General features: G+C 47.2%; 24 protein-coding genes. 10 read left to right on the forward strand and 14 right to left on the reverse strand.

Translation table 11 applies throughout. The features are described 5' to 3' along the window. Positions 1 to 28 precede the first annotated feature (28 nt). The 4 genes from AC6CIF_RS09480 to AC6CIF_RS09495 all read left to right on the forward strand — a co-directional run bounded on the left by AC6CIF_RS09480 (position 29) and on the right by AC6CIF_RS09495 (position 2,913). Complete coding sequence (locus AC6CIF_RS09480) at positions 29 to 1,072, forward strand: S66 family peptidase (RefSeq protein ID WP_498199284.1); 1,044 nt, start codon at positions 29 to 31, stop codon at positions 1,070 to 1,072. A 64-nt stretch (positions 1,073 to 1,136) separates the two neighbouring features. Beyond that, on the forward strand, positions 1,137 to 1,442 hold the full coding sequence (locus AC6CIF_RS09485; RefSeq protein ID WP_498199286.1) for an acetyl-CoA acetyltransferase: 306 nt from the start codon (positions 1,137 to 1,139) through the stop codon (positions 1,440 to 1,442). A gap of 235 nt (positions 1,443 to 1,677) precedes the next feature. After that, positions 1,678 to 2,439, forward strand: coding sequence for a threonine/serine exporter family protein (locus tag AC6CIF_RS09490; RefSeq protein WP_339790746.1), 762 nt, complete (start codon positions 1,678 to 1,680; stop codon positions 2,437 to 2,439). 18 nt (positions 2,440 to 2,457) lie between these two features. After that, entirely contained in the window at positions 2,458 to 2,913 is a 456-nt protein-coding gene (locus AC6CIF_RS09495; protein ID WP_221819265.1) for a threonine/serine exporter family protein, read from the forward strand. Positions 2,914 to 3,043: 130 nt separating this feature from the next. Here AC6CIF_RS09495 and AC6CIF_RS09500 read toward each other — a convergent pair whose 3' ends face one another. From AC6CIF_RS09500 to AC6CIF_RS09545, 10 genes are all read right to left on the reverse strand, one after another. Continuing rightward, entirely contained in the window at positions 3,044 to 3,589 is a 546-nt protein-coding gene (locus AC6CIF_RS09500) for a DUF2569 domain-containing protein (protein WP_498199288.1), read from the reverse strand. A gap of 110 nt (positions 3,590 to 3,699) precedes the next feature. Continuing rightward, complete coding sequence (locus AC6CIF_RS09505; protein WP_498199289.1) at positions 3,700 to 5,568, reverse strand: transglycosylase domain-containing protein; 1,869 nt, start codon at positions 5,566 to 5,568, stop codon at positions 3,700 to 3,702. Then, positions 5,562 to 6,302 (reverse strand): hypothetical protein, encoded by a 741-nt coding sequence (locus AC6CIF_RS09510; protein WP_498199290.1) that lies wholly within the window; start codon positions 6,300 to 6,302, stop codon positions 5,562 to 5,564. Before AC6CIF_RS09510 ends, AC6CIF_RS09505 begins: the two co-directional genes overlap by 7 nt. A gap of 101 nt (positions 6,303 to 6,403) precedes the next feature. After that, positions 6,404 to 7,534, reverse strand: coding sequence for a sensor histidine kinase (locus AC6CIF_RS09515; RefSeq protein WP_498199291.1), 1,131 nt, complete (start codon positions 7,532 to 7,534; stop codon positions 6,404 to 6,406). Positions 7,535 to 7,589: 55 nt separating this feature from the next. Next, on the reverse strand, positions 7,590 to 8,324 hold the full coding sequence (locus tag AC6CIF_RS09520) for a response regulator transcription factor (protein WP_017689932.1): 735 nt from the start codon (positions 8,322 to 8,324) through the stop codon (positions 7,590 to 7,592). Beyond that, positions 8,321 to 9,277 (reverse strand): aminoglycoside phosphotransferase family protein, encoded by a 957-nt coding sequence (locus tag AC6CIF_RS09525; RefSeq protein ID WP_498199292.1) that lies wholly within the window; start codon positions 9,275 to 9,277, stop codon positions 8,321 to 8,323. Before AC6CIF_RS09525 ends, AC6CIF_RS09520 begins: the two co-directional genes overlap by 4 nt. A 106-nt stretch (positions 9,278 to 9,383) precedes the next feature. After that, a complete protein-coding gene (locus AC6CIF_RS09530; RefSeq protein WP_017689934.1) occupies positions 9,384 to 9,842 on the reverse strand; it encodes a DinB family protein in 459 nt (152 codons plus the stop codon). A 363-nt stretch (positions 9,843 to 10,205) separates the two neighbouring features. After that, positions 10,206 to 11,147: a DUF1963 domain-containing protein gene (locus AC6CIF_RS09535; protein ID WP_498199294.1), complete on the reverse strand. Its 942-nt coding sequence runs from the start codon at positions 11,145 to 11,147 to the stop codon at positions 10,206 to 10,208. 343 nt (positions 11,148 to 11,490) lie between these two features. Further along, positions 11,491 to 12,780 carry an ammonium transporter gene (locus AC6CIF_RS09540; protein ID WP_498199296.1) on the reverse strand — a complete coding sequence of 430 codons (1,290 nt, stop codon included), beginning with the start codon at positions 12,778 to 12,780 and terminating at the stop codon, positions 11,491 to 11,493. Beyond that, a complete protein-coding gene (locus tag AC6CIF_RS09545; RefSeq protein ID WP_036610699.1) occupies positions 12,777 to 13,196 on the reverse strand; it encodes a hypothetical protein in 420 nt (139 codons plus the stop codon). Before AC6CIF_RS09545 ends, AC6CIF_RS09540 begins: the two co-directional genes overlap by 4 nt. A gap of 285 nt (positions 13,197 to 13,481) precedes the next feature. Here AC6CIF_RS09545 and AC6CIF_RS09550 point away from each other — a divergent pair, with 285 nt between their 5' ends. Beyond that, positions 13,482 to 13,973 (forward strand): DinB family protein, encoded by a 492-nt coding sequence (locus AC6CIF_RS09550; RefSeq protein ID WP_498199297.1) that lies wholly within the window; start codon positions 13,482 to 13,484, stop codon positions 13,971 to 13,973. 150 nt (positions 13,974 to 14,123) lie between these two features. Here the strand turns inward: AC6CIF_RS09550 and AC6CIF_RS09555 are convergent, their stop codons facing one another. Together AC6CIF_RS09555 and AC6CIF_RS09560 are read right to left on the reverse strand one after the other, a co-directional pair. Continuing rightward, the gene (locus AC6CIF_RS09555) at positions 14,124 to 14,627 is read right to left on the reverse strand and encodes a GNAT family N-acetyltransferase (protein WP_427436086.1); all 504 of its coding nucleotides are present in this window, start codon (positions 14,625 to 14,627) and stop codon (positions 14,124 to 14,126) included. A gap of 107 nt (positions 14,628 to 14,734) precedes the next feature. After that, positions 14,735 to 15,835 carry a M23 family metallopeptidase gene (locus AC6CIF_RS09560; RefSeq protein WP_498199299.1) on the reverse strand — a complete coding sequence of 367 codons (1,101 nt, stop codon included), beginning with the start codon at positions 15,833 to 15,835 and terminating at the stop codon, positions 14,735 to 14,737. Between the two features lie 220 nt (positions 15,836 to 16,055). Here AC6CIF_RS09560 and AC6CIF_RS09565 point away from each other — a divergent pair, with 220 nt between their 5' ends. From AC6CIF_RS09565 to thrS, 3 genes are all read left to right on the forward strand, one after another. Beyond that, the gene (locus tag AC6CIF_RS09565) at positions 16,056 to 16,817 is read left to right on the forward strand and encodes a response regulator transcription factor (protein WP_498199301.1); all 762 of its coding nucleotides are present in this window, start codon (positions 16,056 to 16,058) and stop codon (positions 16,815 to 16,817) included. Continuing rightward, positions 16,814 to 18,574 (forward strand): sensor histidine kinase, encoded by a 1,761-nt coding sequence (locus AC6CIF_RS09570; protein WP_498199302.1) that lies wholly within the window; start codon positions 16,814 to 16,816, stop codon positions 18,572 to 18,574. The genes AC6CIF_RS09565 and AC6CIF_RS09570 overlap by 4 nt, the downstream gene beginning before the upstream one ends. A 472-nt stretch (positions 18,575 to 19,046) precedes the next feature. Continuing rightward, positions 19,047 to 21,047 (forward strand): threonine--tRNA ligase, encoded by a 2,001-nt coding sequence (thrS, locus tag AC6CIF_RS09575; protein ID WP_498199304.1) that lies wholly within the window; start codon positions 19,047 to 19,049, stop codon positions 21,045 to 21,047. Positions 21,048 to 21,094: 47 nt separating this feature from the next. Here the strand turns inward: thrS and AC6CIF_RS09580 are convergent, their stop codons facing one another. After that, positions 21,095 to 21,958: an SDR family oxidoreductase gene (locus AC6CIF_RS09580; RefSeq protein WP_498199305.1), complete on the reverse strand. Its 864-nt coding sequence runs from the start codon at positions 21,956 to 21,958 to the stop codon at positions 21,095 to 21,097. A gap of 104 nt (positions 21,959 to 22,062) precedes the next feature. On the opposite strand from AC6CIF_RS09580, the gene AC6CIF_RS09585 reads away from it, so the two are divergent. Both AC6CIF_RS09585 and AC6CIF_RS09590 read left to right on the forward strand, forming a co-directional pair. Beyond that, positions 22,063 to 22,605, forward strand: a complete 543-nt coding sequence (locus AC6CIF_RS09585) for a hypothetical protein (RefSeq protein WP_498199307.1) — start codon at positions 22,063 to 22,065, stop codon at positions 22,603 to 22,605. Positions 22,606 to 22,661: 56 nt separating this feature from the next. Further along, entirely contained in the window at positions 22,662 to 23,393 is a 732-nt protein-coding gene (locus AC6CIF_RS09590; RefSeq protein WP_498199309.1) for an MBL fold metallo-hydrolase, read from the forward strand. A gap of 722 nt (positions 23,394 to 24,115) precedes the next feature. On the opposite strand, the gene AC6CIF_RS09595 is transcribed toward AC6CIF_RS09590, so the two are convergent. After that, on the reverse strand, positions 24,116 to 25,327 hold the full coding sequence (locus AC6CIF_RS09595; RefSeq protein ID WP_498199311.1) for a PQQ-dependent sugar dehydrogenase: 1,212 nt from the start codon (positions 25,325 to 25,327) through the stop codon (positions 24,116 to 24,118). Positions 25,328 to 25,534 lie beyond the last annotated feature (207 nt).

Below are 25,534 nucleotides of genomic sequence, written 5' to 3' on the forward strand. Positions count from 1 at the left end.
TATGTTCACAGGAAAGGGTGGTTCCACAATGAATAATCGTTCTATCCGTTATCCGCAATCACTCGCGCAAGGGGACATGATTGGTGTGGCAGCCCCCTCCAGCGGTGTAGGCGAATCCCTATACCACTATCTTGAGGAAAGCAAACGAAATATGGAGCGCCTTGGTTTTAGCGTGATGGAAAGCCCATCGCTCCGCCACAACATCAAATGTGTGAGTGCCTCCAAAGAGGAACGCGCTGCAGAGATGAATGAATTTTTCCGCAATCCAAATATTCAAGCGATTATCCCTCCATGGGGTGGGGAATTCCTCATAGATATCCTTCCCCTGCTGGATTGGGAAGCTTTAAAAACATTGCCGCCCAAATGGGTCATGGGATATTCGGATATCAGTACATTCCTGTTCGCTTATACCCTGATCACCGGAACAGCATCCGCACATGGTACCAATTATGTTGATCTAAGATCAAATACCCTCGACCCCGTGACTGCGCGCTGGATTGATGTGTTACAGACCAAATACGGCGGACAGATCACACAATCGTCTTCCACACATTATCAATCAGCATGGAAACCGGAATCTCCCGGATTTAACCTGGATACACCTTCCCTCTGGAAACAGCTCGGCCATTCGGAGGATGCAGATACCGATGTGTCATTCTCCGGTCGGCTGATCGGCGGTTGTATGGATACGATCACTTGTCTGATTGGTACGCCGTATGCACCCGTCCAATCGTATTTGGATCAGTACTGTGCAGACGAAGGGACGATCTGGTATCTGGAAAGCTGTGAGATGAATGCGGGGGATATCTACCGTCATCTGTGGCAGATGAAACAGGCTGGCTGGTTTGCTGGTGTGAAAGGTTTCATGTTTGGCCGACCTGCGGGTTATTCCGATATAGCCGATTTCAATTTTACCGATGCCCTATCCTCTGCACTTGGGGATCTGGATGTCCCTGTACTGTACGATGCGGATCTCGGCCATGTTCCACCCCAGCTCACCTTTGTGAATGGAGCATTAGGCAAAGTCGCTTATGAAAATGGACGCGGGAGCCTTGAGATGGCGTTTGTGTAATCACCTTTTATAGGCAGATGCATACCTTGAAGTAGGAACTTATTTTGAGGAAGGGTTGTGCATCATGTCTGAATCCACATCCACGCCATCCACACGTGTCGTGTATCAAGCCAATCAACCGATGCTTCAATCCGTGCAAAGTGTGCGGAATATGCTTCATCATACAGCTCGGCAGTATATAGGCAAGAAGGTACAAGTTCAGAATATCGATGGGCAAGTGTGGGAAGGTGTCATCATCAGTGCAGACCGGGGGATTTTGTATCTCCAGGTTACCCCGATGCATGGATACCCTGAACCGCGCGCCTTGTTTGGACCAACAATTTTGCCGCTTGTGCTGTATGAATTGTTGGTTATCACACTGTTAATGTAGTGGTACTGTGCCTTTATATCCAATCCTGTTCCAAGAAGCTTCGCTCCTGAGATCTTCAAGTCTTGGGAACGAAGCTTTTTTATGGTCTTGGCAATGGTGCGTTATGATTCCTTGCGAGCGTGTGAAGTATGATACAATGGTGTCGCACCATCCCATATCTCATATGAAACGGAGCTTGATCCGGTTGGAATACATACGTCATGATTCTTCACCCGTATCACAAGTCGAGACGGGTATGATTGGAAGCAACCCTACTGAACAATCCCGCGTGATTGCCATCTGTCTGCTCGCAGGCAAAATCATGCTGCAAAGCGGTGGTGAAACCTACCGTGTGGAAGATACGATGAAACGTATGGCGGCGGCGCTGGGTTTACCCCATTCGCACAGCTACGTTGTTCCGACAGGCATCTTCTTCTCTGTTGATGCAACCGAACCCGCCAAGCTGATTCGCATCTCTGAGCGTACAACGGATCTGGACAAGGTGTCCGAGGTGAATGCGGTATCCCGTCGCATTGGACAAGGTGAGCTATCCGCTCAGGAAGCCCATGATCTGTTGGTACAGATCGAAGGCAAGCCCTCCTCCTATTCAACGGCTGTGCAGCTTACGGCCGCGGCGTTATCCAGTGGTTGTTTTACCATTATGTTTGGCGGGGGCTGGAGCGACTTTCTTCCGGCGCTGATCTGCGGGGGTATAGGTTATGCAGCCGTTATTGCCTTTCACCGGTTGGTACGGGTCAAATTTTTCGCCGAGCTTACAGCATCCTTCGTTATTGGCATACTCGCTTTTCTCCTGATCTATATGGGAGTGGGTCATGAACGGGACAAAATCATCATTGGTTCGGTTATGCCGTTGGTTCCGGGTCTGCTGATTACCAATGCTGTACGCGACCTGATGGCCGGACACCTGGTCTCCGGATTATCCAAGGGAGCCGAGGCATTTCTGACTGCTTTTGCCATAGGTACAGGCATTGCAGTTGTATTTTCACTTTTTATGTAAGACGGAGGAATGCAGGATATGCTCCATTTTATTGAACAAGCCTTAACCAGTTTTGTCGCTTCAGCCGCGTTTGGAATCATCTTCAACGCACCACGGCGCATGCTGCTCCACGGTGGATTTGTCGGCATGATCGGCTGGATTATCTATATCGTGCTTGAATATGCAGCGGATGCGGTGCCTGCTACACTTGCAGCGACCATAGCCGTAGGTGTCATCAGCCAGGTATTCTCTCGCATGTTTCGCGCACCCGTTATCATCTTTAGCGTTGCAGGCATCATTCCTCTGGTTCCTGGTGGACTCGCGTATAATGCGATGCGAAGTTTTGTGCAAAATGACTACAGTGCCGCTATGGAGATGGCCGCCAAAGCACTCATGTTATCCGGCGCTATTGCCGTAGGCCTGGTGCTCTCCGAGGTATTAAACCAGATGATACGCCGAATTCCTGCCTCAATTCGGGAAAAACCATCGAAATAATCGTTCTTTTCACATATCTAGCACACGTAAGGCCCGTTAGCATACAGGATGAAATCTTGTATAATTACGGGCCTTACGTATCACTATCCTATAGAGCACTATAGTTCAGTGAGACAATCAAAGCAGTCTATTACTTCACAAACGTATTCTTCACACGTACCGACTTTAGGAAATATGGGATAAAGATACAACATGTCAGAAGCGATCGGATTGTTAAATTAAATGCTGATGTTGGATCGAGCACATGCTGCTCTCTTGGAACTTCGATTCGTGCGATCAAGATCCATGTCACAATTCCAATCAATACATTTGCAATGTACAGAATAATCATCATGCGCGGAAACTGTTTCTTTTTCTTATACAACAATACGAGATTCACGATAACAACTATTAGTAAAATGACGCTGCTTATAACCCCGAACCAAAGGAGCGGGCGTATCCCTTCAGTATAAAGTTCCGGATCGACACCACGAACACCCTCCCATCTTACCGGATCCATAATGACATTTACCTGCGACATATCCGCGAACAGAAGCACCAGTGAGACCCATAGGCCAATTTGAATTAAAATGAGCCAGCCGCCTAATCCGGAGATGCCAGGCCGTTCCGGTCTGATACCACTCTTAGGCTGCAGCGAGCTTGTATCCAGTTCCGAGTTCCTATATTTATAGTTCATTTCAGCCTCCTTTTACGATAGATAAGACACATATTATACATTAGAAGCTATTTTCTGTGTTATCCAAGAGAAGGAAGGAACCGTATGGGCTATGGTCTCTCTCTTGCATTCTATTGGGTAGCACGTCTCATTACCGTCGCGAACAACTCCGCTGCAACACCACTTCCTGATCTCATATAATGTTCTTCATCCGTATGATCAAATCCCATCCAAACCGCCGCAGTCCAGTTACTCGTATAGCCCACAAACCACAGATCCCGATTGGCCTCTCTTCCCACACCAGGTAATGCAGCCTGTGTTGTTCCCGTTTTCCCTGCTACCTTGTGCTGACCGAGTTGTGCCCGGCTTCCTGTTCCCTGACTGACTACATTTTGCAGCATTCTGGTCATGGCATTCGCCGTACTGGAGGAGATTACCTGCTTATTTTCCGACTTATGAGCAAATATTGTCCGTCCTTGTGAATCTGTAATCTTGCGTATCAGATGGGCTGTATTCAATTTCCCATGATTCGCAAACACCGTATAGGCCTGCGCCATCTTCATTGGCGACACTCCCTGATGCACACCTCCCAAGGCAATTGAGAGGTTTAGATCTTCTTTCCCCAGTTCAATACCGAGCCGCGCTGCAAATTGATGTGCATCGTTCAGTCCGGTCTCATGAAGCAGCCATACGGCTGGGGCATTGATGGACTTTTGCAAGGCTTGGGACATGGCAATTGAACCACTGTAACGCCCACCGAGATTGGAAGGTTGATAGCTACCATATTGCATGTGTTTATCCGGTAGTATGCTCTCTGGCTTGAACTTCCCCGACTCCAACGCAGGGCCATATGCAATAATCGGTTTAAAAGAAGAGCCTGGCTGCCTTGCATCCATAATCGCCCGGTTGATGCCCCCTTTTAAAGGATTACGTCCACCCATCATTGCTTTCACTTCACCGTTGTGCTGGTCGATAATAACCATACTTGCCTGGACCTGCTCGTCTTGGCGATCATCGGGGAATCGGGTAGCGTCTGCAAATGTTTCTTCCATCGCCAGTTGTGCCTGTTCGTCTAGCCCAGTTTGAATAACCCAACCTGCCGATTGAATCTCTGCTTCACTTTTACCTGTGAGCCGAGAAGCCTCCTGAATCACAGCATCCACGGCAGACACATATGCGGGCTCGCTCAGGCCCGGTGAAGTTGCTGCATTTAATACGGTTTCAGGCGGCGTGAAATCGACGCTACGGGCTTCGAGCATCTGCTTTCGTGTAATTAGTCCCTGTTCATGCATGAGTCCAAGGATAACGGCACGTCTTTGTTTGGAAAGTTCAGGATGATCTACTGGATTGTAGATGGATGGACCTTTGGGCATTCCGGCCAATGTAGCAATCTGCCATAGTTCCAACTGGTGCATATCCTTAATTCCAAAATACCGCCAGGCTGCAGCTTTCACACCATACTGCTGGCGCCCCATGTAGATCTGATTCAGATACATTTCCAGAATTTCATCCTTGCTGTACTTCTTCTCCAGGGCCATCGCAATCGATATCTCATTCACCTTTCGACTCAACGTTTTATCCCCATTCAAATACAGATTTCTTGCCAGTTGCTGCGTAATGGAGCTTCCTCCCTGACTCAGATTCATATGTAAGATGTCTTGCATAATGGCCCTGCCAAGTCCGATGAAATCCAGTCCATCATGGTTGTAGAAACGTCGATCTTCTGTAGCCAAAAAAGCCATCTTTAATAAATCCGGCATAGCGTTCAGTTCAGCATATTCGGAATACCCTTTGGTCTGCGTATGCAACCTCGAAATTTCGGTCCCCTCTGCATTCGTAATAATGGTTGAAGAGGCCACCTGCATGGCCTCTTGACGATTGCGAAGTATTCCTTCGCCATAAGTAATCAGATAGAGATAGAAAAGGGTCAACATCAAAACGACAACCACTGCTGCATCGAATACGTAATACATCCATTGCTTGCTCCCCAGCTTCAACATTCAGTCTCCTTGTGTACCCTTTCAATAGAAACTTCGTGCACCTGACTATCTCGTTGTGTAATTTCCAGAGCTTGATGAAGCAGCAATGTCTGTTCATACGCCAACTTGACCCAATGCTGAACTTCCACCTCGTCCTGACAGCGCCCTTGGATGATCTCATCCAGAGAAGATTGAATACAGTAGAGAGTAAGTTTTATCGGTAAGTCCACCTGTGTAGATATAGCTTCAGCATTCTCCTTGTCTTCTGCAATGTGTTGCTGAAGTCCGGGTTGCTCATGCTTAATAGACGTTCCCTCTATCTCTCTTCTCTCCTGTTTCGGTTCTGATCTACTCAGCCCATCCTCATGAAGGAGAAAAGCAATCGTATTCAGATTGGCAGCAATTTGTCGTAGTTCACCACCACTGAGAACATCAATTCTTCCAGGATGGTGGCCCAATGCAAGTTCGGCTGTTCCGCGCGCAAGTTGACTGAGATCTTCCGCAATCTTCTGGGATCGAATCCAGAAAAAGACCGCAAACACGGCTCCACCAATGAAGATGAAGAACGGCTTTGTTCCGATATGGTTAATTCCCCAGTTCATCATACGCGTTATCCATGCTGTATCAGGAAGGACATGGTTATGCGCGAATCGCAGCACATGATAAACGACAAAAAGGAGCGCTGCGCTCAGTAACGCGCTTGCTCCTCCAATGTATATGTATCTTAGTCTTACAGTACTGAATTGGGTCTTCATATTCGGTATCCTCCTCTATACAACAATAAGTAATAGAGGTAGCATACCGAATATTTCTTAATAAGGAAGTAGTTAACTTCTTACCAAATTCTTAATTATTACTACTCTTCGTAATTACTTGGCGGAGCAGTAGTTACAGGGAATCGGGTAACAAAATCCGTTCTGCCCTTTTCACTGTAGGCAACGATACTTCCTCGATGTAATTCAATCATCGATTTGGCAATCGCCAGGCCTAGACCCGTACCTCCCGTTTCACGGGAACGTGATTTATCCACACGATAGAATCGATCAAACAGATGTGGCAGATCTTGTGCCGGAATCGGTTCACCATAATTACTGATGCGGACTACAGCCTCTTCACCTTCAAGGGCCAGCCCAATCTCCATTAGTTTACCTTGCGAACCATACCGAATGGCATTGCTGAACAGATTCTCATACGCTCTTACAAGCTCTCCTGGAGCAGCTTGTATCCATAGTGGCTCTTGCCCGCCGATGATCTTGTAGGTCATGCCAGCATCCTCCAGCATGGGAGCAAACTCTTCAGCCAGCTGCATCAGAAACGAATTCAGGTTCAACGCTTGCAAAGACAACGGAAGACTCCCGCCACTCACACGCGTATATTCGAACAAGTCATCGATTAACTTGCGAAGGGTCAAGGATTTCTCATAGGCAATGCTAACGTAATAGCGCATCTCAATCTCATCCTGGTAGCGATCCTTCTCAATGTACTCCAGAAATCCCAGAATAGAAGTAAGTGGTGTTCTCAGATCATGTGATATACCCGTAATCAGATCGTTTTTGGCAGCAACTGCATTACGCTCTTCCTGAAGCGATAATTGCAATTGTTCAGCCATCTGATTAATGCTTGCAGCAACCACTCCGAATTCATCCGAGGTTTTTACCTCGATGCGATGGGATAGCTCTCCTTTGGCGACTTCCTGAATTCCTGCCGTTATTTCATCCAGAACTCTCATCACCTTGCGAGAGAACAGGAAAAAAAACAGCACAAAACTGAGCACGCCTATCACAATCATCAAAGGCACCGAACCAATATTATTCACCAACCACCTGATCCCCTGGGCCGGAATGGAATAATCCGGATACGTCTGAGCTTCCAGGATGGTCTGCCCCACCTGACTGCCCCCGTACAAAATAACTGCAGTTAATATGCCGCTCAGCAGAAATGCATAAATAAATTTCCATCGGACTGTATTAATCAACTTTGAATTCATAGTAGGTACTCCCTGAATGTGTTCATGTCACATGACATCCTGTGGATGTACATGTTTATTGCGGTTTGATCATCTTGTAACCCACACCCCATACGGTCTGAATGAACTTGGGATGTTTGCTGTCGAGTTCAATCTTCTCACGAATCTTGCGAATATGTACCATGACGGTATTATTCGACTCCATGAATTCTTCCTTCCAGACCTGACGATAGATCTGTTCCATACTGAGTACTGAACCTTGGTGGCGAGCCAGTAATTCAAGAACAGCAAATTCACGCGGAGTCAGACGAACCGGCTGCTCATCCACCCAAACTTCATGTGTATCGGTATTAATGACCAGATCATCAATAACCCACTCGTGCTCTTTGTTCTCCCGACCTTCATTGAAGGTATGATACCTGCGCAGCTGGGATTTGGCCCGTGCCACAAGTTCAAGCGGGTTAAATGGCTTGGTCACATAATCATCAGCACCGATGCTTAGCCCTGTAATTTTATCCATATCCATACTTTTGGCGGACAGCATAATAATCGGCATTTTCTGCTCTTCCCGAATTTTCATACAAGCTTCGATTCCGTCCATATTTGGCATCATAACATCCAGAATAATGAGATCAATCGACTCTTTTTTCAATTGTTCCAGCGCTTCAAGCCCATCATTTGCAGTGAGAATCCGATAACCCTCGTTGCCAAAATAAATTTCCATCAGTTTAATAATCTCCTGCTCATCATCCACAAGCAGAATGGTTGCTGGCTGTGCCACGGCATTATTCCTTTCCCTTCCATAATTCATGATCTGTTCAAAGTATACCACCGAGGGATGAAACTGCGAAAATCATCGTGATCTTCACGAACACGCTCGATCTTGGTCATCATCTCATGTGTCTCTTCCGGCTTCACCTGCTGAATCCACACCACAGAAGACACCAGCGCCATAGCCGTATACAGTGAATACAATCTCCAGAATAACTCATCCGGTTCATTGCCATCGAAATAGCCCTGAATTTGACCTATGGAATATGGAATACTGATCTCCGAAGCAAACAAACCCAGCTTCAAAAATTCATGAATGGGATCACCTTGATCATAACGATTAAAATCAATCACTCCTGCGAGTTTGTCCTGCTTAACGACAAGATTGCTCGGGTGGAAGTCATCATGTTGAAATCCATCTGGACGATTTTTCATCCAACCGAGATGGTCTGCAATAAACGTTAGAATGGCCTGATCCTCTTTCATCACGATAGGACACTGTTTATAGCGCTCCACATAACGTTGATGCTTCGTGCTCTTGCGTATGTACCATGATTCGGTCTGTTCCTCCATCGGCGACTGGTGAATCAGCTGTAGCTGCGCTCCTGCTTCGAAACCAACCGCCCACTGCTGCTGTTCATTCAGTTGAGGCAGTCTCTCGGAAGCATCTTCGCCTTCAATGTAGCTAAGAATCATATATCCGTTCTTCTCATCCAATCTCCCTGTGCCCAACGTTGCTGGACACAGTACACCTAATTGTTGCATGCTCTTCAAACATTGATATTCCCTTTGCTTCATCCATTCCTCAGCAACATCATATACCCTCACCAACACATGGCCTTGGCCAGGGACAAACATTTTGAATTTAGCATCCGCTGAATACCCCTTCATAACGGGTTCAATCCGTGTAGCCTGATCAAGTTCAGGAATTTGTTTTAACCTGTCAATCAACGTATTGTCCATCGATGCATTCCATGTATCATGTCGTTCCATACCAGAATCCTCCGTTATTTCACGTATAACGTGTAGTATCGTCGGTCTATTTCCACTTTAACCCATGATGTTTCCTATAACATGCTTATATGTATTCGATCTGTTTCTATTTAAAAAGTACTGATTCGGGTTCTTTGCCCGTTAGGGTCAGCATCGTATACAATTGTCCTCTGTGATGATATACATGCCCCATAATCTCAAGTAACCACTCCAGCCGACTATAGGAAGCTCCCCAGTACGAATCCGTCACATGCAGTAACTCTTCCGTGTTAAATTGCCTGTACCGTTGGTATAGATACATCTGGTTATCAATCAAAGCCTGCTTGATCTCACGGAGCGAATGCACCTGATTCTCTGCATAGAATTGAGCCATCTCTTCCTCCGATGCACCTTCGGAAATATAAACATCCGCTCGGCAGATCACAGACAGATGGGCTAGTAGTTCTCCAACAGGCCGTTTACCTTCAATTGGAGTCAAAGCCAAATCTTCTTCCGACAACTGATCACATATATCAATCAACGATGTTACAGCCACGTCAATATGTTTGAACGCAGATTGAATCAACAGATACACTTCCTTTTTATCCCATTATACAGAACATATGATCGGTTATCAACCAAGATATCCCTCCTTAATATATACCCCAAATCTATATAAATTGAACAAAACATTTACACAAAACGGAGAAGACAGAAAGGACCTGAAGAAGCGGAGCGTTCGCCTTTATCCCCGGATTTCCCCTTTATAAGAGGAATCAAAAAAATCTGGGGATAACAGCGATCGGAAGGTTGTTCTGTCATCGGAGTGTGCAGTGTAAATATTCTTTAGTTCAATTTATATAACAATCCACGAACAAAAAAAGTCCTTCCTCCTTCTTATAGACGGGATTCAGGACATTTTGTTGCCTATTTGTTTTCAAATCTTTGCTCAACTTGAGTATAACGAACAATACGTTTGCTCGAATCGTCCAGCCTCCAAGTCAGACTTGCGAATGAAAAATTGCAGTTCCCCGCAATCCCACCATTGGAAACCAATAGCATCATGCGTATCTATCTTCAACAGCAGCAGCGTATCGGATAGTTCCTGCCATGTTCGATCCTCATCACCGCCGTAATGCTTGGTCAGCTTCTTCTCACACTCCTGCTCATTATAATCGTACTCTTCTCCCAGTGCGATCTGTAACAAGGCACGATGCTCGGCATCCGGATGCTGCCCGTCAGGATATCCAAACATACCACCCCAATTCAGCGTACTCGGATGATTCCAGCTCGACTCGAATTCAAGGTATCGGTCATACAGACTCACTTCCGATTCGGCCTCATCCGTCTCAAGCCGAAGCGGCGAGAGCTCATTCAGCGCGTTGGCGTCAATATATGCATATGTAGGAAACTCAAGATTAGGTAGCACGGTCACTGAATGTGCAACAAACGGGGCTCCATCCAGCGCGGTATCACCTTCAGGCTCTCGCCTTATCAGGTTATGAGAACTCGGCTCAAAAATCACACGATGTTCAATGGGACAAGCAGATTCATCCTTGCCAACGAAAAAGTATAACATGCCACGTTCAGGCAAAGTCCCGCGCCCATCATTCGGCGTATACGGCGACAAGTCCACCAGGTTCAGTTGGGCCAGGAAAGTCATCGGGACTCCTTCTTGTGTTACGGGCCATTCCATGCGACTTGGCAAATCCGGATGTCCACCCACACGTGAGTTTCCTGTTCTGCGATATTCGTCCAGTGTGGATACATCGAGACGAATTCCCCAGCGGCTTGAAGACAACAGCAGATCGGCAGCAACTCCCAAACCATACTCCTCAAGTGTTTTACGGGCTTTTCTGGTCAGACGTTCACATTGTTCTGGCTTAATCATATAGATCCTCCCCTTTTGACAATACACCTATGCTGAGACATATTCAGGTTCACACCTGTATATTCTTCCGCCCAGACGTCTTTCCCTGCTTCTATATAAATTGAACTTAAGAATATTTTACACTTACCACTCCGATGACAGAACAACCTTCCGATCGCTGTTATCCCCAGAATTTTTTAGATTCACCTTTGCAAAGGTAAAAATCCGGGGATAAAGGCGAACTCTTCGCTTCTTCAGGTTCTTTCTGTCCTCTACGTTCTCGTGTAAATATGTAGTTCAATTTGTATAGAAAAAAGAGACTGACATCCCCTGTCAGTCTCCTTCCTTAATTTTATATTCCATTTCAACGATTCGGATCAGAAGACTTTTCCTGGTAAGCACGCATATGCTCCTCACCGTCCAGGAATTCATGGGCCTGATGGGCTGCCATCACACCATGATAACTGATATCCAGACCTAGATCTTCCTCTTCTTCTGTCGAACGTACAGGCACAATTTTTCCAATCAACTTTAACCCGATCCAAGTCATGGCGAATCCCCAGATGACCAGGGCTGTAAGGCCAAGTGCCTGAACACCCAGCAACCTCCAGCCGCCGCCCATAAATAATCCACCGTCCGTGGCAAACAGACCTACAGCAATCGTGCCCCACACTCCTGATGCAGCATGCACCGGGAAAGCACCAACTGGATCATCAATCTGCCGACGGTCCAGCCAGTTAGTGGCAGCCATCATCAATAAGCCGGATACTGCCCCAATGAATATCGCTGCTACATCACCAACAAAAGCACAGCCTGCCGTAATACCGACCAGTCCCGCAAGCGAACCGTTAATGACCGAGGGTGCATCTGAACGATTGAAGCGGAATAACGTATACAACAGCGTAACTGCACCACCCGAAGCCGCAGATAACATCGTGACAATCGCAATGTGACCAATTCTTACATCTGTCGCGCTGAGTGTACTACCAGCATTGAAGCCAAACCAGCCGAACCATAACAGAAATGCACCTACAGATGCCAGTGGCAGATTGCTTGGGAGTGCAATGGCACTTACGCCAAGTGGCGTGTATTTGCCTTTACGTGGTCCAATGATAATCGCAGCCGCCAGTGCCGAGAATCCGCCGAGTGCATGGATAACAGCAGAACCGGCAAAGTCCTGCATCCCCAGCTGACTAAGCCAGCCGCCGCCCCATGCCCAGTGTCCACCAATTGGATAGATAATCGCCGTCATCAATATGATATACAACAGATAGGCACGGAAATTGATCCGCTCGGCTACCGCTCCTGAAACGATGGAAATAACAGCAATGGTAAAGGCAGCCTGGAACAACCAGAATGTCTCCAGAGATACCGGTACGTTAAGGTGAGACAAATCCCCATTCAGGAAAAACCCCGTTACTCCCGCAAAACCACCCACGTCCGAACCATACATCAGTCCAAAACCGATAGCATAGAACAGTAACGTCCCAATCGTAATGTCAGCAAAAACCTTCATAATAATGTTCACACTATTTTTATAACGCACAAAGCCAGCCTCGAGCAGGGCGAATCCACCCTCCATCAATAAAATCATTGCTGCACTCAGTACGACCCAGACCGTATCAATCCCGGTGCTTAACGTCTCCAAAGTCATGCTTGTACATCCTCCGTTTCACTAAGCTGTCTGAGCTCACGGATTGTATCGGGCGCAAGCTCAATCTCGTCCCGCTCAATGCTGTCCGGATGCTTAATTCGTTCTGCGATCTGATCCAATTCACGTATGCGTCTGCGAATCTGTTCCATCTTGCGAAAACGTTCCTTCACCTGCACCATATACTCTACCGCCTGATGATGGGATGCGGGGCGTCCCGCAAACCATTTGCGTACGGGCGACAACGATTGATAAGCAACCTCTTCCGCTCGTCGCTTCTGTTCGAACTGTTCGATCTTCTGCTTGAGCGTTTGGATCTCATTTTCTTTTTTGACCTTCAGCCGTTCGATAAGGTACAATAAATCGGACGATGATATTTGCAATGCTGTATGGTGATACACCTCGTCGATTACTAACATATCATGTCAGGACTCCTTACATATCAAGTTACTTGTACCGATTATAGTTTGCCGGGGTCTGCCCGTCAATCTTTTTTTGGACTTGGGATGGATTTAAATGAACCGTTCATGGAGAACGGCTTTTTTTATTTGCCACGAATTACATCTAACAAGGATAATCTTGCCTTGGTTCGCATTCACTCTTTCCATTCTCAATGTTATAGAATAAGCATCCACATTTGGGGTAATGAACATACACAGACTACTCGCATCATAGAACCTGTATATAAAGGAGAGGATTGCACAATGTTTACTCGTAATGACAATATACGCAACCAAATCTGGGAAGCAGTCTCGGGACTCGAAGAAGAACAATTGAACCGAAAACCTTCACCCGAACAGTGGAGTATTATGCAAGTACTACGTCATCTGAATCTGATGGAAAATGTCATTGGAAAACAAGCCCGCCTGGCACTCGAGAAGGAACAGACCGTGTCTGTGGACAAAAAACCATATGAATTATCGTTGGACCGCAGCCGCTCCGTCGAGGCACCACCCCATCTTCAGCCTCCAGCAGCGCCTGAAGCACTTGCACACGTACGCAGTGATCTGGACGAATCTCACCAAGCGTTAAACAACTTTACATTGGATCATGATCCTGACCTGCTGCGCAGCAAGTCCTTTCCTCATCCCGTATTTGGTGAGATGGATCTTACCCAATGGATTGACTTTGCAAGTTATCATGAGGAACGTCATCTCGGACAGATTCAAGAGATTAAGCATCAGCTTGGCGTATAAACACGCCCCTACTTTCACATAGCGAAGAATATAGTTGAACGACAAAAAACCTCCAATCCTATTAATTTAGGTTGGAGGTTTCAACGTTTCAATATAGTGTTGAACCATTCAGACATCCCCATGCTCTCAAATCACAAATAAGCACAGCACTTATATTTTTTTGCCCAAAATTGCCAGATCTCTATTCACACCATCCAACACGGCCACTTCGGGATAATAACCCCACTGTTCAAAACCATGCTTGCGCAATAACCCCAGACTCGGTTCGTTATGCCCGAAGACAAATCCCAGAATGGTCGTAATCCCAAGTGCAGGACATGCCGCAAATACCGTTTCGAGCAAACGTCCACCAGCCCCAATTCCGCGACATTGCTGATCCACGTATACACTGACTTCCACCGTTCCGTTATATGCAGGGCGCCCATAGAACGAGCTGATACTTGCCCAAGCTACCACCTGCCCTGCCTGCTTCATCACCCAAAGAGGACGATGATCGGGTGAATGTTCCTCGAACCAAGGCACACGTTGCTCCACTGTCACCGGCTCCAAATCCGCTGTTGCCATACGGCCCTCAATGGTAGAATTATATATTTCCACAATCCTCGGCAAGTCCTCAAGGCGCGCATATTCAATCTGCACATCTTCCAGTTTCATCGCTATTCCTCCATCATTCCAGATCGTTCTATTATCATAGAGGATATTATAACGGAGAAGAGAAGTTTTCGTCACCTCTAACATTCTCACAGAGAATTACTCCATCATTACTCTGCCAGTCCCTGTATTGTGTTCCCACGAGTGAACTGCTGACTCTGGTCTGCCCAACGAATGTTAATTGAGCGAGATGTGAACAGATCCGGGCCGTCCGACACTTGGAAATGCAGATGAGCTTCACTGGAGTTACCCGAATTACCGAGCTCACCGATAGGGTCTCCTTGCTTGAGCTTATCTCCTTTTTTGACCGAAACACTGCCTTCCTTGATGTGTCCTGTGATGCTGTATTCACCATTTCCATGATCGATCACCACATAGTTACCCGCCGGCTCTTCCGGATTCATGACACCCGGTACATTGTCCGGAATATCGTTTTTGATTTCGACGACTGTTCCGTCCGCAGCAGCATAGAGTGGTTCACCAAAAGCATAGTAGTTTTCGTTTGCCGTTGCCTCACCTTGATAACTTGAATTATTCTGTGTACGAACAATATCCAGGGCGTAGCGCTGGGTTTCATGCGCATAATGATAGTTGGACAACACATCATTGCCTCCCCAGAATACGTACCATTCCCCCTTCATCGGCAATTGAAATTCCGTTTTGGTGAATTTGGCATCCGTGTCCTCATGAGCTTGCAGCGGTTGGATCGAGAGACCTTCAATTTGATTTTCTTCGGAAAAATAGGCTCGAATCCCTTTCGTCCCAGTCTGATCCTTCCAGGCCACCTCGGATATTTGATTCATTTTGGCGTCTACCACTTGCTCCCACGATTCAACACCCTCCAGAAAAGGATCAGCGGTCGTTTTGAACTGTTCAAGTGTTACCGTTTCCTTCAATTCCGGAGAGAATTGATTATAGATTACATCCTTTGAACCGTTCATCAGCGTATCTATGAAATTGTCCGGTGTAACCACCGCGCTCACCTCTGAACTTGAGTTCTGCTCCTTATTGGAGTTCTCGCTCGCTTCATTATTGGACGCCTGTTCGGCTGACTGCTGCTCCGCCTGGTCAGAAGTAATGGAGTTACTGTTGCCGCAAGCAGACAGCATTACGCAAGCTCCAAGGGTAATCGCAAGCACCTTCCAACCCCTTTTATTCTGTAATTTTGAATGTGTATGTTGCTCTGATTTCAGATGACCTTCTCTGTTCATTCTCAACATCCCTTCTGCTAATCATTAACCTTTCCAGTTAAGTGTACAGAATGAGTCTTATCCTTCGTCTAACCCCAACTTAACAGTAGTTAAACTTGCAACGCCTTTTGAGGCTGCATAATTAAGATTCCGTTAAGATAGCTCGTACGCTATACAGCCCTCTTGGGTGGTATGATTAGCAATACACACAACGGAAGGATCAGGAGGTCATTTTTAAACTATGGATAACGTCTCATTACTGCTTGTGGATGATGAACAGGCTATTCTGCATATGCTCAAAACCGTTCTGCTCAAAGAGCAGTTTCTCGATATCGATACCGTTACAACAGGCGAAGCTGCCATCGAGGCATGCAACAACAAGACGTATCAGTGCATCGTGCTCGACATCATGCTTCCTGGCAAAAGCGGACTGGAAATCTGTCCTTTTCTACGGCAGGTTACCGATGCGCCTATCCTGTTTCTGACGGCCAAAACAACCGATTATGACAAATTAACCGGATTCGCTGTTGGTGGCGACGATTATGTTGCCAAACCCTTTAATCCGCTGGAAGTCGTTGCTCGAATTAAATCATTGCTGAAGCGTTATTTACCTTCTAAAACCGCAGCGATCTCGGAACCCATCCCATCCAACGTAAATACGTCATCTCCCAGCATGCCGGAAGGCGTGTACGACTTTGGACGATTCCAGGTGCTGGAATGGGCTGGTGAGCTTCGGGTTGAAGGAGAGTCCGTATCCTGTCCGGCACTTGTGTTCCAACTGTTACTCTTTTTCTGCAAGCACCCCAATCGAATCTTCACCAAATCAGATCTATATGAGCGAGTCTGGGGCTCTGAAGCCATTAGTGATGACAATACCGTGATGGTTCATATTCACCGCATTCGGGAGCGCATTGAAGCCGATCCTTCCAATCCGGTGTTTCTCGTTAACGTCCGAGGTTTGGGATACAAGCTCATTCAGCCGGAACATGTGTCACGCCCATGAGTATTCGTCGCAGATTAATGACCCGGTTTATCGGGATGCTTGCGGGAGCCGTCATTCTCATCATCCTGCTTGGGGCTGTGGCCACCTACTGGGTCGTGCAAAAGGTAAATGAAGTGAATCTGGTGGATGATTTTGCCGTTAATGGTCTGGATCAATTGATTAATACAGCAGAGATCATGCCGGATAACACCATCCGATATGACCCCGAATTGCTGAAACAAGTGGATAAAAATCAAGGCTGGCTCCAGGTCCTGGACGAACAAGGTTACGTCATTGATGAATACCACACCCCCGACGATGTTCCCACTCACTATAAACCGGGGGAATTGATTGCATACTGGGAACTCCAGAAGCCGTTTCCTTATCAGATTGTCATGCTGATCCGGGAGAAAAACGGGAAGGAATTCACCTTGTTATATGGTGAGAGTAACCCGGCCAAGTCCTTAATGAATAAGATTCGTTCAGACCTTGCTTTCACCAACGGGAAGCTTGATCTTCAGCCCCACCAACAGGAGGCCCTCCGTGCCGTCAATGCTTATCTTCAAGTATTGGACGCATCAGGAAGAGAACTCTCCTCCTTCAACAAACCGGCCATGGGCATACCAAGCGAATACACCATTCAGGAACTGGTTCTGCAAGTTCGCTATCCGAGTCGATCAGGCATGTCTGTTGCTACGTGGTACGACGAACAGAATGAAACCACCTGGCTGATTAGCATACCTATCGATCCACTGGCTACCGGAAATCAGAATCCATACCGTTTTATTCTGGAACCGGCATTGGTTGTATTGATCGTGTCCATCATCATTTTGCTCATTTTGCTTGCCTTCTGGTATGCCAACCGATTCGGTTCACCCATGCTGCATATGCTCCAATGGTTACAGCGTCTGGAACGAGGACATTACGAGGAACCTACCGGAGCCTTAGGAGTGCCTCGCAGTCAGCGTCGTAACGGAAAGTGGAAGCGAAAATACAACGTGTATGCTGAAGTGCTTCGCTCCATGCAGGCCTTGTCTCACACTTTGAAGCAAGATGAAGAACTTCGGAAACAGACCGATTCTCTGCGGGAGGAGTGGATTGCTGGCATAACGCATGACCTGAAGACCCCCCTCTCCTCCATTCAGGGATATGCTCATATGCTTGAGGCGGATAAATATAGCTGGACCGCGGAGGAAGTCAGGGAATTTGCAGGCATAATGCTCGATAAGTCCATGTATATGGACAGGCTTGTCAACGACCTTGCCATGACCTATCGATTACGCAGTGGAGGATATCAACCTGTGGTGGAAGAGACTGACGTAAATACGTTGCTCCGTGATCTGATCCAGCGCGCTGAACGGAATCCGGCATACGGGGAAGGTCGCATCCTATTCCAACCTTCTGAAGTGCCAGTGTATGGCCTTGTCCATATTCCGTCGTTTGAACGAATTGTGGATAATCTGGCCGCCAATGCCCTCCTTCATAATCCGACCGAGTCCATCCTGGTTGTCAGCGTGCATTCTGGTGAACACGCAGATGCATTCAGCATTCAGTTTGCCGATAATGGACGCGGCATGGACCCCGAGACGGTATGGAAGTTATTTGAACGATACTATCGCGGTACAGATACAGGTACATCAGACGTTGGATCAGGGCTGGGTATGGCGGTAACCAAAGGGTTGATCGAAGCCATGAATGGTCGTATTGAGGTACATTCCACGCCTGGTGAAGGAACGATTATTCGCTTAATATGGGATGGGCCGTCCGAAACGAATTAAAATGTTCCGCTTGACCTTTCCATTTTCAATCTATATAATCGACACTCAATAACACTTGTTCCAATATATTGATATTGAATGCAACACATTTCAGGATAACTGTAATGAGTTGATCTAACATATTTGGCGATGACCAGAGACAAGATTTCGTTTGCGTGCTGCCCAGAGAGAGAGGGGATTGGTGAAACCTTCTTCAGCGAACGGACCGGAATTACCCCTCTGCAGCCGTGACCTCGAACCTCAGCATTTCGAACTTCCCTCGGATGTTTGGCTTGCTGCCAGTAGAGTTCACCGCCTGATCCCCGATAACGGATTCCAATGAGGGTTATGATGTTTTCTGTTCCGGCGGCTGGCCGAGAACAGGGTGCACCATAACCAAAATTAGGGTGGAACCACGAGCCAAGCGCACTCGTCCCTTTTCCGGGACGGGTGTTTTTTGCGCTTTCATTTTAAGAAATGGAGAGTGGTTCACATGAGCAAACAAGAAAACAGTAACTCAGTAAGCAACAAATCAGGTAACGAAATAAACAACCAAGCAAATGATCTTCAACCATCCAGTCATTCCATTGAGGTCCATCTGCAAGGTGGCGCGATACGTTCTTACGAAGCAGGCATCACTGTAGGTGCGGTTGCCTCATCTATCAGCACAAGTCTTGGGAAACAGGCTATCGGCGGTATTGTAGATGGTCAAAATGTCGATCTCGATTGGGTGCTCCAGCAAGATTGCGAACTTGTTATCGTTACTTTGGACAGTGCGGAAGGTCTGTATCGTTATCGTCACAGCGCAGCACATGTGCTCGCACAGGCACTCAAACGCATTTACGGTGCAGAACAAGTGAAACTGGGTATCGGCCCAGTCATTGAAGATGGATTCTATTACGATGTTGATCTGGAGCATGCCTTGTCCATCAGTGATCTGGCTGCCATCGAGCGGGAAATGAACAAAATCATTCAGGAAAATCATAAGATCAGTCGCCGGGTCGTTAACCGGGAGGAAGCCCTCCGTATCTTCGGAGAAATCCAGGACCCTTACAAGCTTGAACTCATTCGGGATTTGCCAGAGGACGCCGAGCTTTCGATCTATGATCAAGGAGAGTTCTTCGATCTGTGTCGCGGTCCCCATCTTCCATCCACTGGTCGGATCAAAGCGTTCAAGCTGTTGAATGTAGCTGGTGCGTACTGGCGGGGTAACTCGGATAATAAGATGCTGCAACGTATCTACGGCACTGCTTTCCCGAACAAAGCCCAACTGGATGAACATCTGCACATGCTCGAAGAAGCAAAGAAACGGGATCATCGTAAACTTGGCAAAGAGCTTGAACTGTTCATGTTCTCCGAAGAAGCGCCCGGCATGCCCTTCTATCTGCCCAAAGGTATGACTGTTCGCACTGAACTGGAGCAGTTCTCCCGTGAGTTGCAATTGCAGGAAGGGTATCAGGAAGTTCGGACTCCTCTCATGATGAACAATCGTCTGTGGGAGCAATCGGGCCATTGGGAGCATTACAAGGACAACATGTATTTCTCGGAAGTGGACGATGCCACTTTTGCACTGAAACCGATGAACTGTCCTGGGCACATGCTGATCTTCAAAAACACACTTCATTCCTATCGCGAATTACCCATTCGCATGATGGAATTTGGTCAGGTTCACCGCCATGAATTCTCAGGTGCCCTGAACGGTATGATGCGTGTGCGAACATTCTGCCAGGATGATGCCCATCTCTACGTCATGCCAGAGCAGATCGAAGACGAGATCAATCAGGCGATCTCACTGATCGGACGTATGTACGATATCTTTGGGTTCGAATATAAGATTGAATTGTCCACTCGTCCAGAAGATTCCATGGGATCTGAGGAACTGTGGGATCAGGCGGAACGCGCATTGCAAAATGTTCTGGATCGTCGGGGCGTGGAGTATCGCATTAACGAAGGGGACGGTGCCTTTTATGGACCGAAAATTGACTTTCATATCCTTGATGCGCTGAAGCGTAGCTGGCAGTGCGGAACAATCCAGCTTGATTTTCAAATGCCGGAGAAGTTCGACCTCACTTACATTGGCGAAGATAGTCTGAAACACCGTCCTGTCGTGATCCATCGTGCCATCTACGGTTCCATCGATCGTTTCATCGGCATCCTGACTGAACACTATGCAGGAGCGTTCCCACTCTGGCTCGCACCTGTACAAGTGAAGCTCCTACCTGTGTCAGATCATTATGCAGACTATGCGATCCAAGTACAGAGCCAACTCCGGGCTGCGGGCATTCGGGTAGAAACAGATCTGCGGAGCGAGAAGCTCGGGTACAAAATCCGTGAAGCCCAGATGGAAAAAGTTCCTTATTCGCTCGTGCTTGGTGAGAATGAAAAAAATGCCTCATCCGCCTCTGTCCGTGCATACGGTCAGGGAGATCAAGGCATCCAACGTATTGAAGCTGTTATTGAAATGATCCAACAAGCTGTGAAGGCAAAAGTATAAAAGATGTAACGACTCTATTCATTGGTCACTCATCAGCTTGTGCTGAATTACAACTTCTCGTCATCTCTTAGCCCCACCTGTTCTTCGCTCCACGTCCAGAAACGCTCAGCTGAAGCATCGTCAACGGCATGTGCCTTCAGCTGCTGCTCTTTCTGTTGATAGAAGTAACGACCGGTGATGCCGACGACTTCAGGGCTTGTGGCCAGATAAACAGCCGTTCGCGCCCCTTCTTCAGGGGACAGAAAGAATGGAAGTTTACCTGCAAACGCCATAATGCGTGTGCCAAATCCGGTATTGCGATCTACGCCAATACTCGTTCCCACCGCACCAGGGTGTAGACAGTTCACTGTGACAGACGTACCTGACAGTTTGCTAGCCAGTGCACGAGTGAACAGCACGTTCGCCAGTTTGGATTGAGCATAACTTTTGATCGGATTATAACCTTTGTGCAGATGTGGATCTTCGAAGTGGATTTTGCCGGCCTTGTAGGCACCTGACGAAACGTTCACAACCCGTCCCTGCTTCGCAGCTTTCAGAGGTTCTATCAAAAGTAAGGTCAGCAGGAAATGTCCCAGATGGTTAATACCGATACTTTGTTCGAACCCGTCTGAGGTTTCCTTCCGCTTAACCATCACTACCCCCGCATTATTAACCAGAACGTCAAGGTGATCATGACGCTCGCGGAATGTGCCGGCAAACTGGCGTATACTTTTGAGTGAACCCAGGTCACACAGCATCAATTCAATCGCAGAAGAACCGGACTGACGCACAGCTTCCTGAAGAGCCTCCTGTCCGCGCTTCTCACTGCGGCATGCCATAATTACGCGATATCCTTGCCTTGCAAGTTCAATGGTGGTTGCCAACCCCATACCTGAGTTAGCTCCTGTTACAATTGCTGTCTGATTGGACATGAGGTACTTCCCTTCTGAACCTGAGGTTCCGAAATTAGAGGCGCGACGACGGACAATATGAGATAATGATAGGATCACATCTCGGTTTCCATGGGAGGACAAGTATGCTGACCAAAGAGGATTTTAAAAAAGTTAAAAAACAAGCCAAACTTGAAATCGCACTACTCGAACAGGAATATCAGGAAATCTTGCAGAACGTTGATTCTACGCTGTATGAAAAATACGGTATTTTGGACAAAGAAGAAACACGTGAGCTCACCCGAAAACGCAAAAACCGAAGATATGCTTCACTGGTCATCGAACTATGCGCCATTATTGAACAAATGTTACATCAACTGTACAGAGACGTATATCAGAAAAAGTTTAATTCGACTCAGCTGATGAAAACTCCTGCCTACCGTGCACGCTCCAACATGGAGATTATTCAAGCCGAACTGAGTAAAGAGTTCATTGCTCTGGAATCCGAAAAGGAACACTTCGCTGAAGCCCTTAGTCTGGTGTTTCAGACGAGGAACAAACTTGTTCATGATAACTTCTCGTTTGTCTCCATCGTTAAAGATGGCAGTAATGAAGAAGAAACGTTCGAAGCACTGCTCCATACCGTTAAAAAATATAGAAAACACTTAAAATACAATCGCCCTGAATAACAACAATCATCGCTAAAAAAGAAAAGGAGGTGTACCGGACTACGGTCCGAATAACCATGAGCCATCCAACAACTTCGATTACTGTGCTAAATCTTCAGATTCCTACGCCTTCTGGGAACAGCCCCATATTCCCCGTCATGCTTCGTGATGTAGATGGCGTTACCCTGGTGGATACAGGCATGATTGGACAATTCGCTGAACTTCAATCCGCATTGGAACAAGAGGATGTACAGCTCTCGGACGTCAAACGTGTGATTATTACTCATCAGGACATCGATCATATTGGTAATTTGGGCGCTCTGCTGGATGCCATCCCTGATCTGGAAATCTGGGCACATGCCGATGAGATTCCATATCTAACAGGTGAGAAACCTTTGATCAAATTCACGCCTGAACGTCGTACTCTGCTGCCCGCGCCCGTTTTGGCACTGGCAGACCAACTGCTCCTGCAGCTGCCCGAAGTGAACATTAGCAGAACTCTGGCAGACGGAGACTTGTTACCCCTTCAAGGTGGTACACAGGTCATTCATACACCGGGACATACGCCAGGTCATATCTGCCTGTATTTCGGGGAGCAACAGTTCCTGCTCGCTGCCGATGAACTTCGTGTGGTCGATGATGAACTGGTTGGCCCTGCACCACAAGCGACACCGGACATGCCTGAAGCGCTGCGAAGCCTGAAGAAACTGACCAACCTTAAGCTCAATAAAGTTCTCTGTTATCACGGTGGAGAGTACATGAATGATCCGACTCAGCGTATTGCCACACTTGCGGAGAGCGCAGAATAGTAAAGAACGCGGAGCTGTGAGTATTTTGGGAATGACACAAGCATCCTATTAACGCTGTTTCTCTTCGTGCGGCACTGTGCGTTGTAGCTCATTCAAGATTAGGATGACACATACATTACAATCAAGGAGCTGTCCCAATGTCATGAACTTGACAGGGACAGCTCCTTTAATTAATTAACCATGTGTATCTACTACTCTACTGCACTGGTGTTGACCGTATGGTAGCACCTATTGCGCACGCTATTCATACAGTATGCACGCAGTATCTTATATTGCACCACGGCATGTGCACAGTATCTTTCCCCTGCCCGTTTGGCAAATCAATTCACCGGAAAACCGTAACGTAAGTGTCTACTTATTGACTGAGGTCCGTCTCTAACGAATTGGGCACAGTCTAAACGTTATAGTTGTTTTGTAACGAATCTCAGACACCCTAGTTACTCATTTCATTGGTTTTTCGGCAGGTTTCGAGTGAATTTTGGCGATATAGCGCGGCTGAGGTTCGTTAAATTCTACGAACGCCACCAAACCTCTATTTAAGGTGCGTCAGGTTCTTTAGAAAAATTTTATTTAGAGCGATTCAGATTCAGGGCACTTCAGGGCTTTGACTCAAGTTAAGCGGCATCCGTTAATTTAAACTCACTCCATCCACTTCCTTACGGAGAGACGAGTTCGGTTCGACGCTGTCCTGCAACACTGATTTTCTCTCCCTTGCCCCCGACTCAGCTCTCCGGAGTAAGTACAATCAGCTTGTCATCCCCATCTCGTGGCGATCCCCGTCCATCCCGATTGTTCGTAAGCACATACAACTTCCCGTCCTCACCAGCACTCACATTGCGAATTCGACCCCACTCATCTTCGAAGATCGGTTCCACCTTCTCCACCTGTGTGCCATCTTCCGAAAGAGTGACCTTCAGCAGCTGCTCTCCACGCAGATTTGCAGCAATCAGTGATCCAGCCCAAGGTCCTTCTTCTACAAAAGCTACACCAGACGGCGCCCATGTATCGTTCCCACTATGTGCAAGCGGAGCCTGATATGCGCCATTGTCATCGTCGTCTCCCTCCACCTCGGGCCAGCCATAATTCTCACCAGCTACAATCCGGTTAATCTCATCATGATTACGCTGACCATGCTCCGTGGCATAGAGATAACTGTTGTCCGGGTTCCATGCCAGTCCCTGTGCGTTGCGGTGTCCCATACTGTATACAGGTGAATTCGGCCATGGGTTGTCTGCCGGGATCGATCCGTCGAGGCCTATCCGCAATATTTTACCTCCAAGGCTATCTTTGTTCTGTGACAGTTCCGGTTCATAACGCTCACCTGTCGTAATATAGAGCAACTTGTCCGGGCCAATTTTGGTCCGCCCACCGTTATGATTTGTTCCGCCTGGAATGTTACCAAGCAGCTCTTGATCTATGACGGCTTTGCCATCATTCACCTTGAGGCGTAACACTCGATTGGCAATGTCATCGCCTTCCAGATAGGAGTGGTACGCATACAGATAACCGTTATCCTCGAAGTCCGGATCAGCTGCAAGACCCAACAGACCTCCCTCACCTTCTTCATTAAACGGGGCTGAGAATTCAATCAGTGGTTCAGGGGCTAGTTTTCCATCCTCAATGACCCGAATCGCACCAGGGCGTTCCGTTACAAACATCCGACCATCAGGCACACTCACAATCTCCCATGGTGCATTCAGTCCTTCAACCAGTATGGAAGCCTGATACGGAATAACAGTCTCTCCCTGCGCTCCACTCTCATTTCCACTTGCACCGGTATTGCCTCCGTTGGCCGTCTGTCCCTGACCTGTTCCCTGTCCCTGAGACGTCTGCTCTGTTCCTCCCGTAGAAGGTTCGCCTGAAGAACATGACGCGGTTAACAGTGCCACACTTAATAATGAAGCATACAGTGGAACGGTTACTCGATTATTCATGATTACATCTCCCTTCGCATATCGTTCTTTTGTATAAAATAACTAAGCCAAGCTTCAACGTATTGTTAATGTATTGTTCTCTATAGTTGTAATGCTATTATTCATCTGTAAAGCGGTTTCGCCCTGTATTACCCTTCACACCAGCCACTTAAACGGCGAATTCAAGGGATTCCGAGGACATGAAATCACTGCGGTTTGGAATTCCAT

It is taken from the genome of Paenibacillus sp. GQ49 (assembly GCF_059759055.1).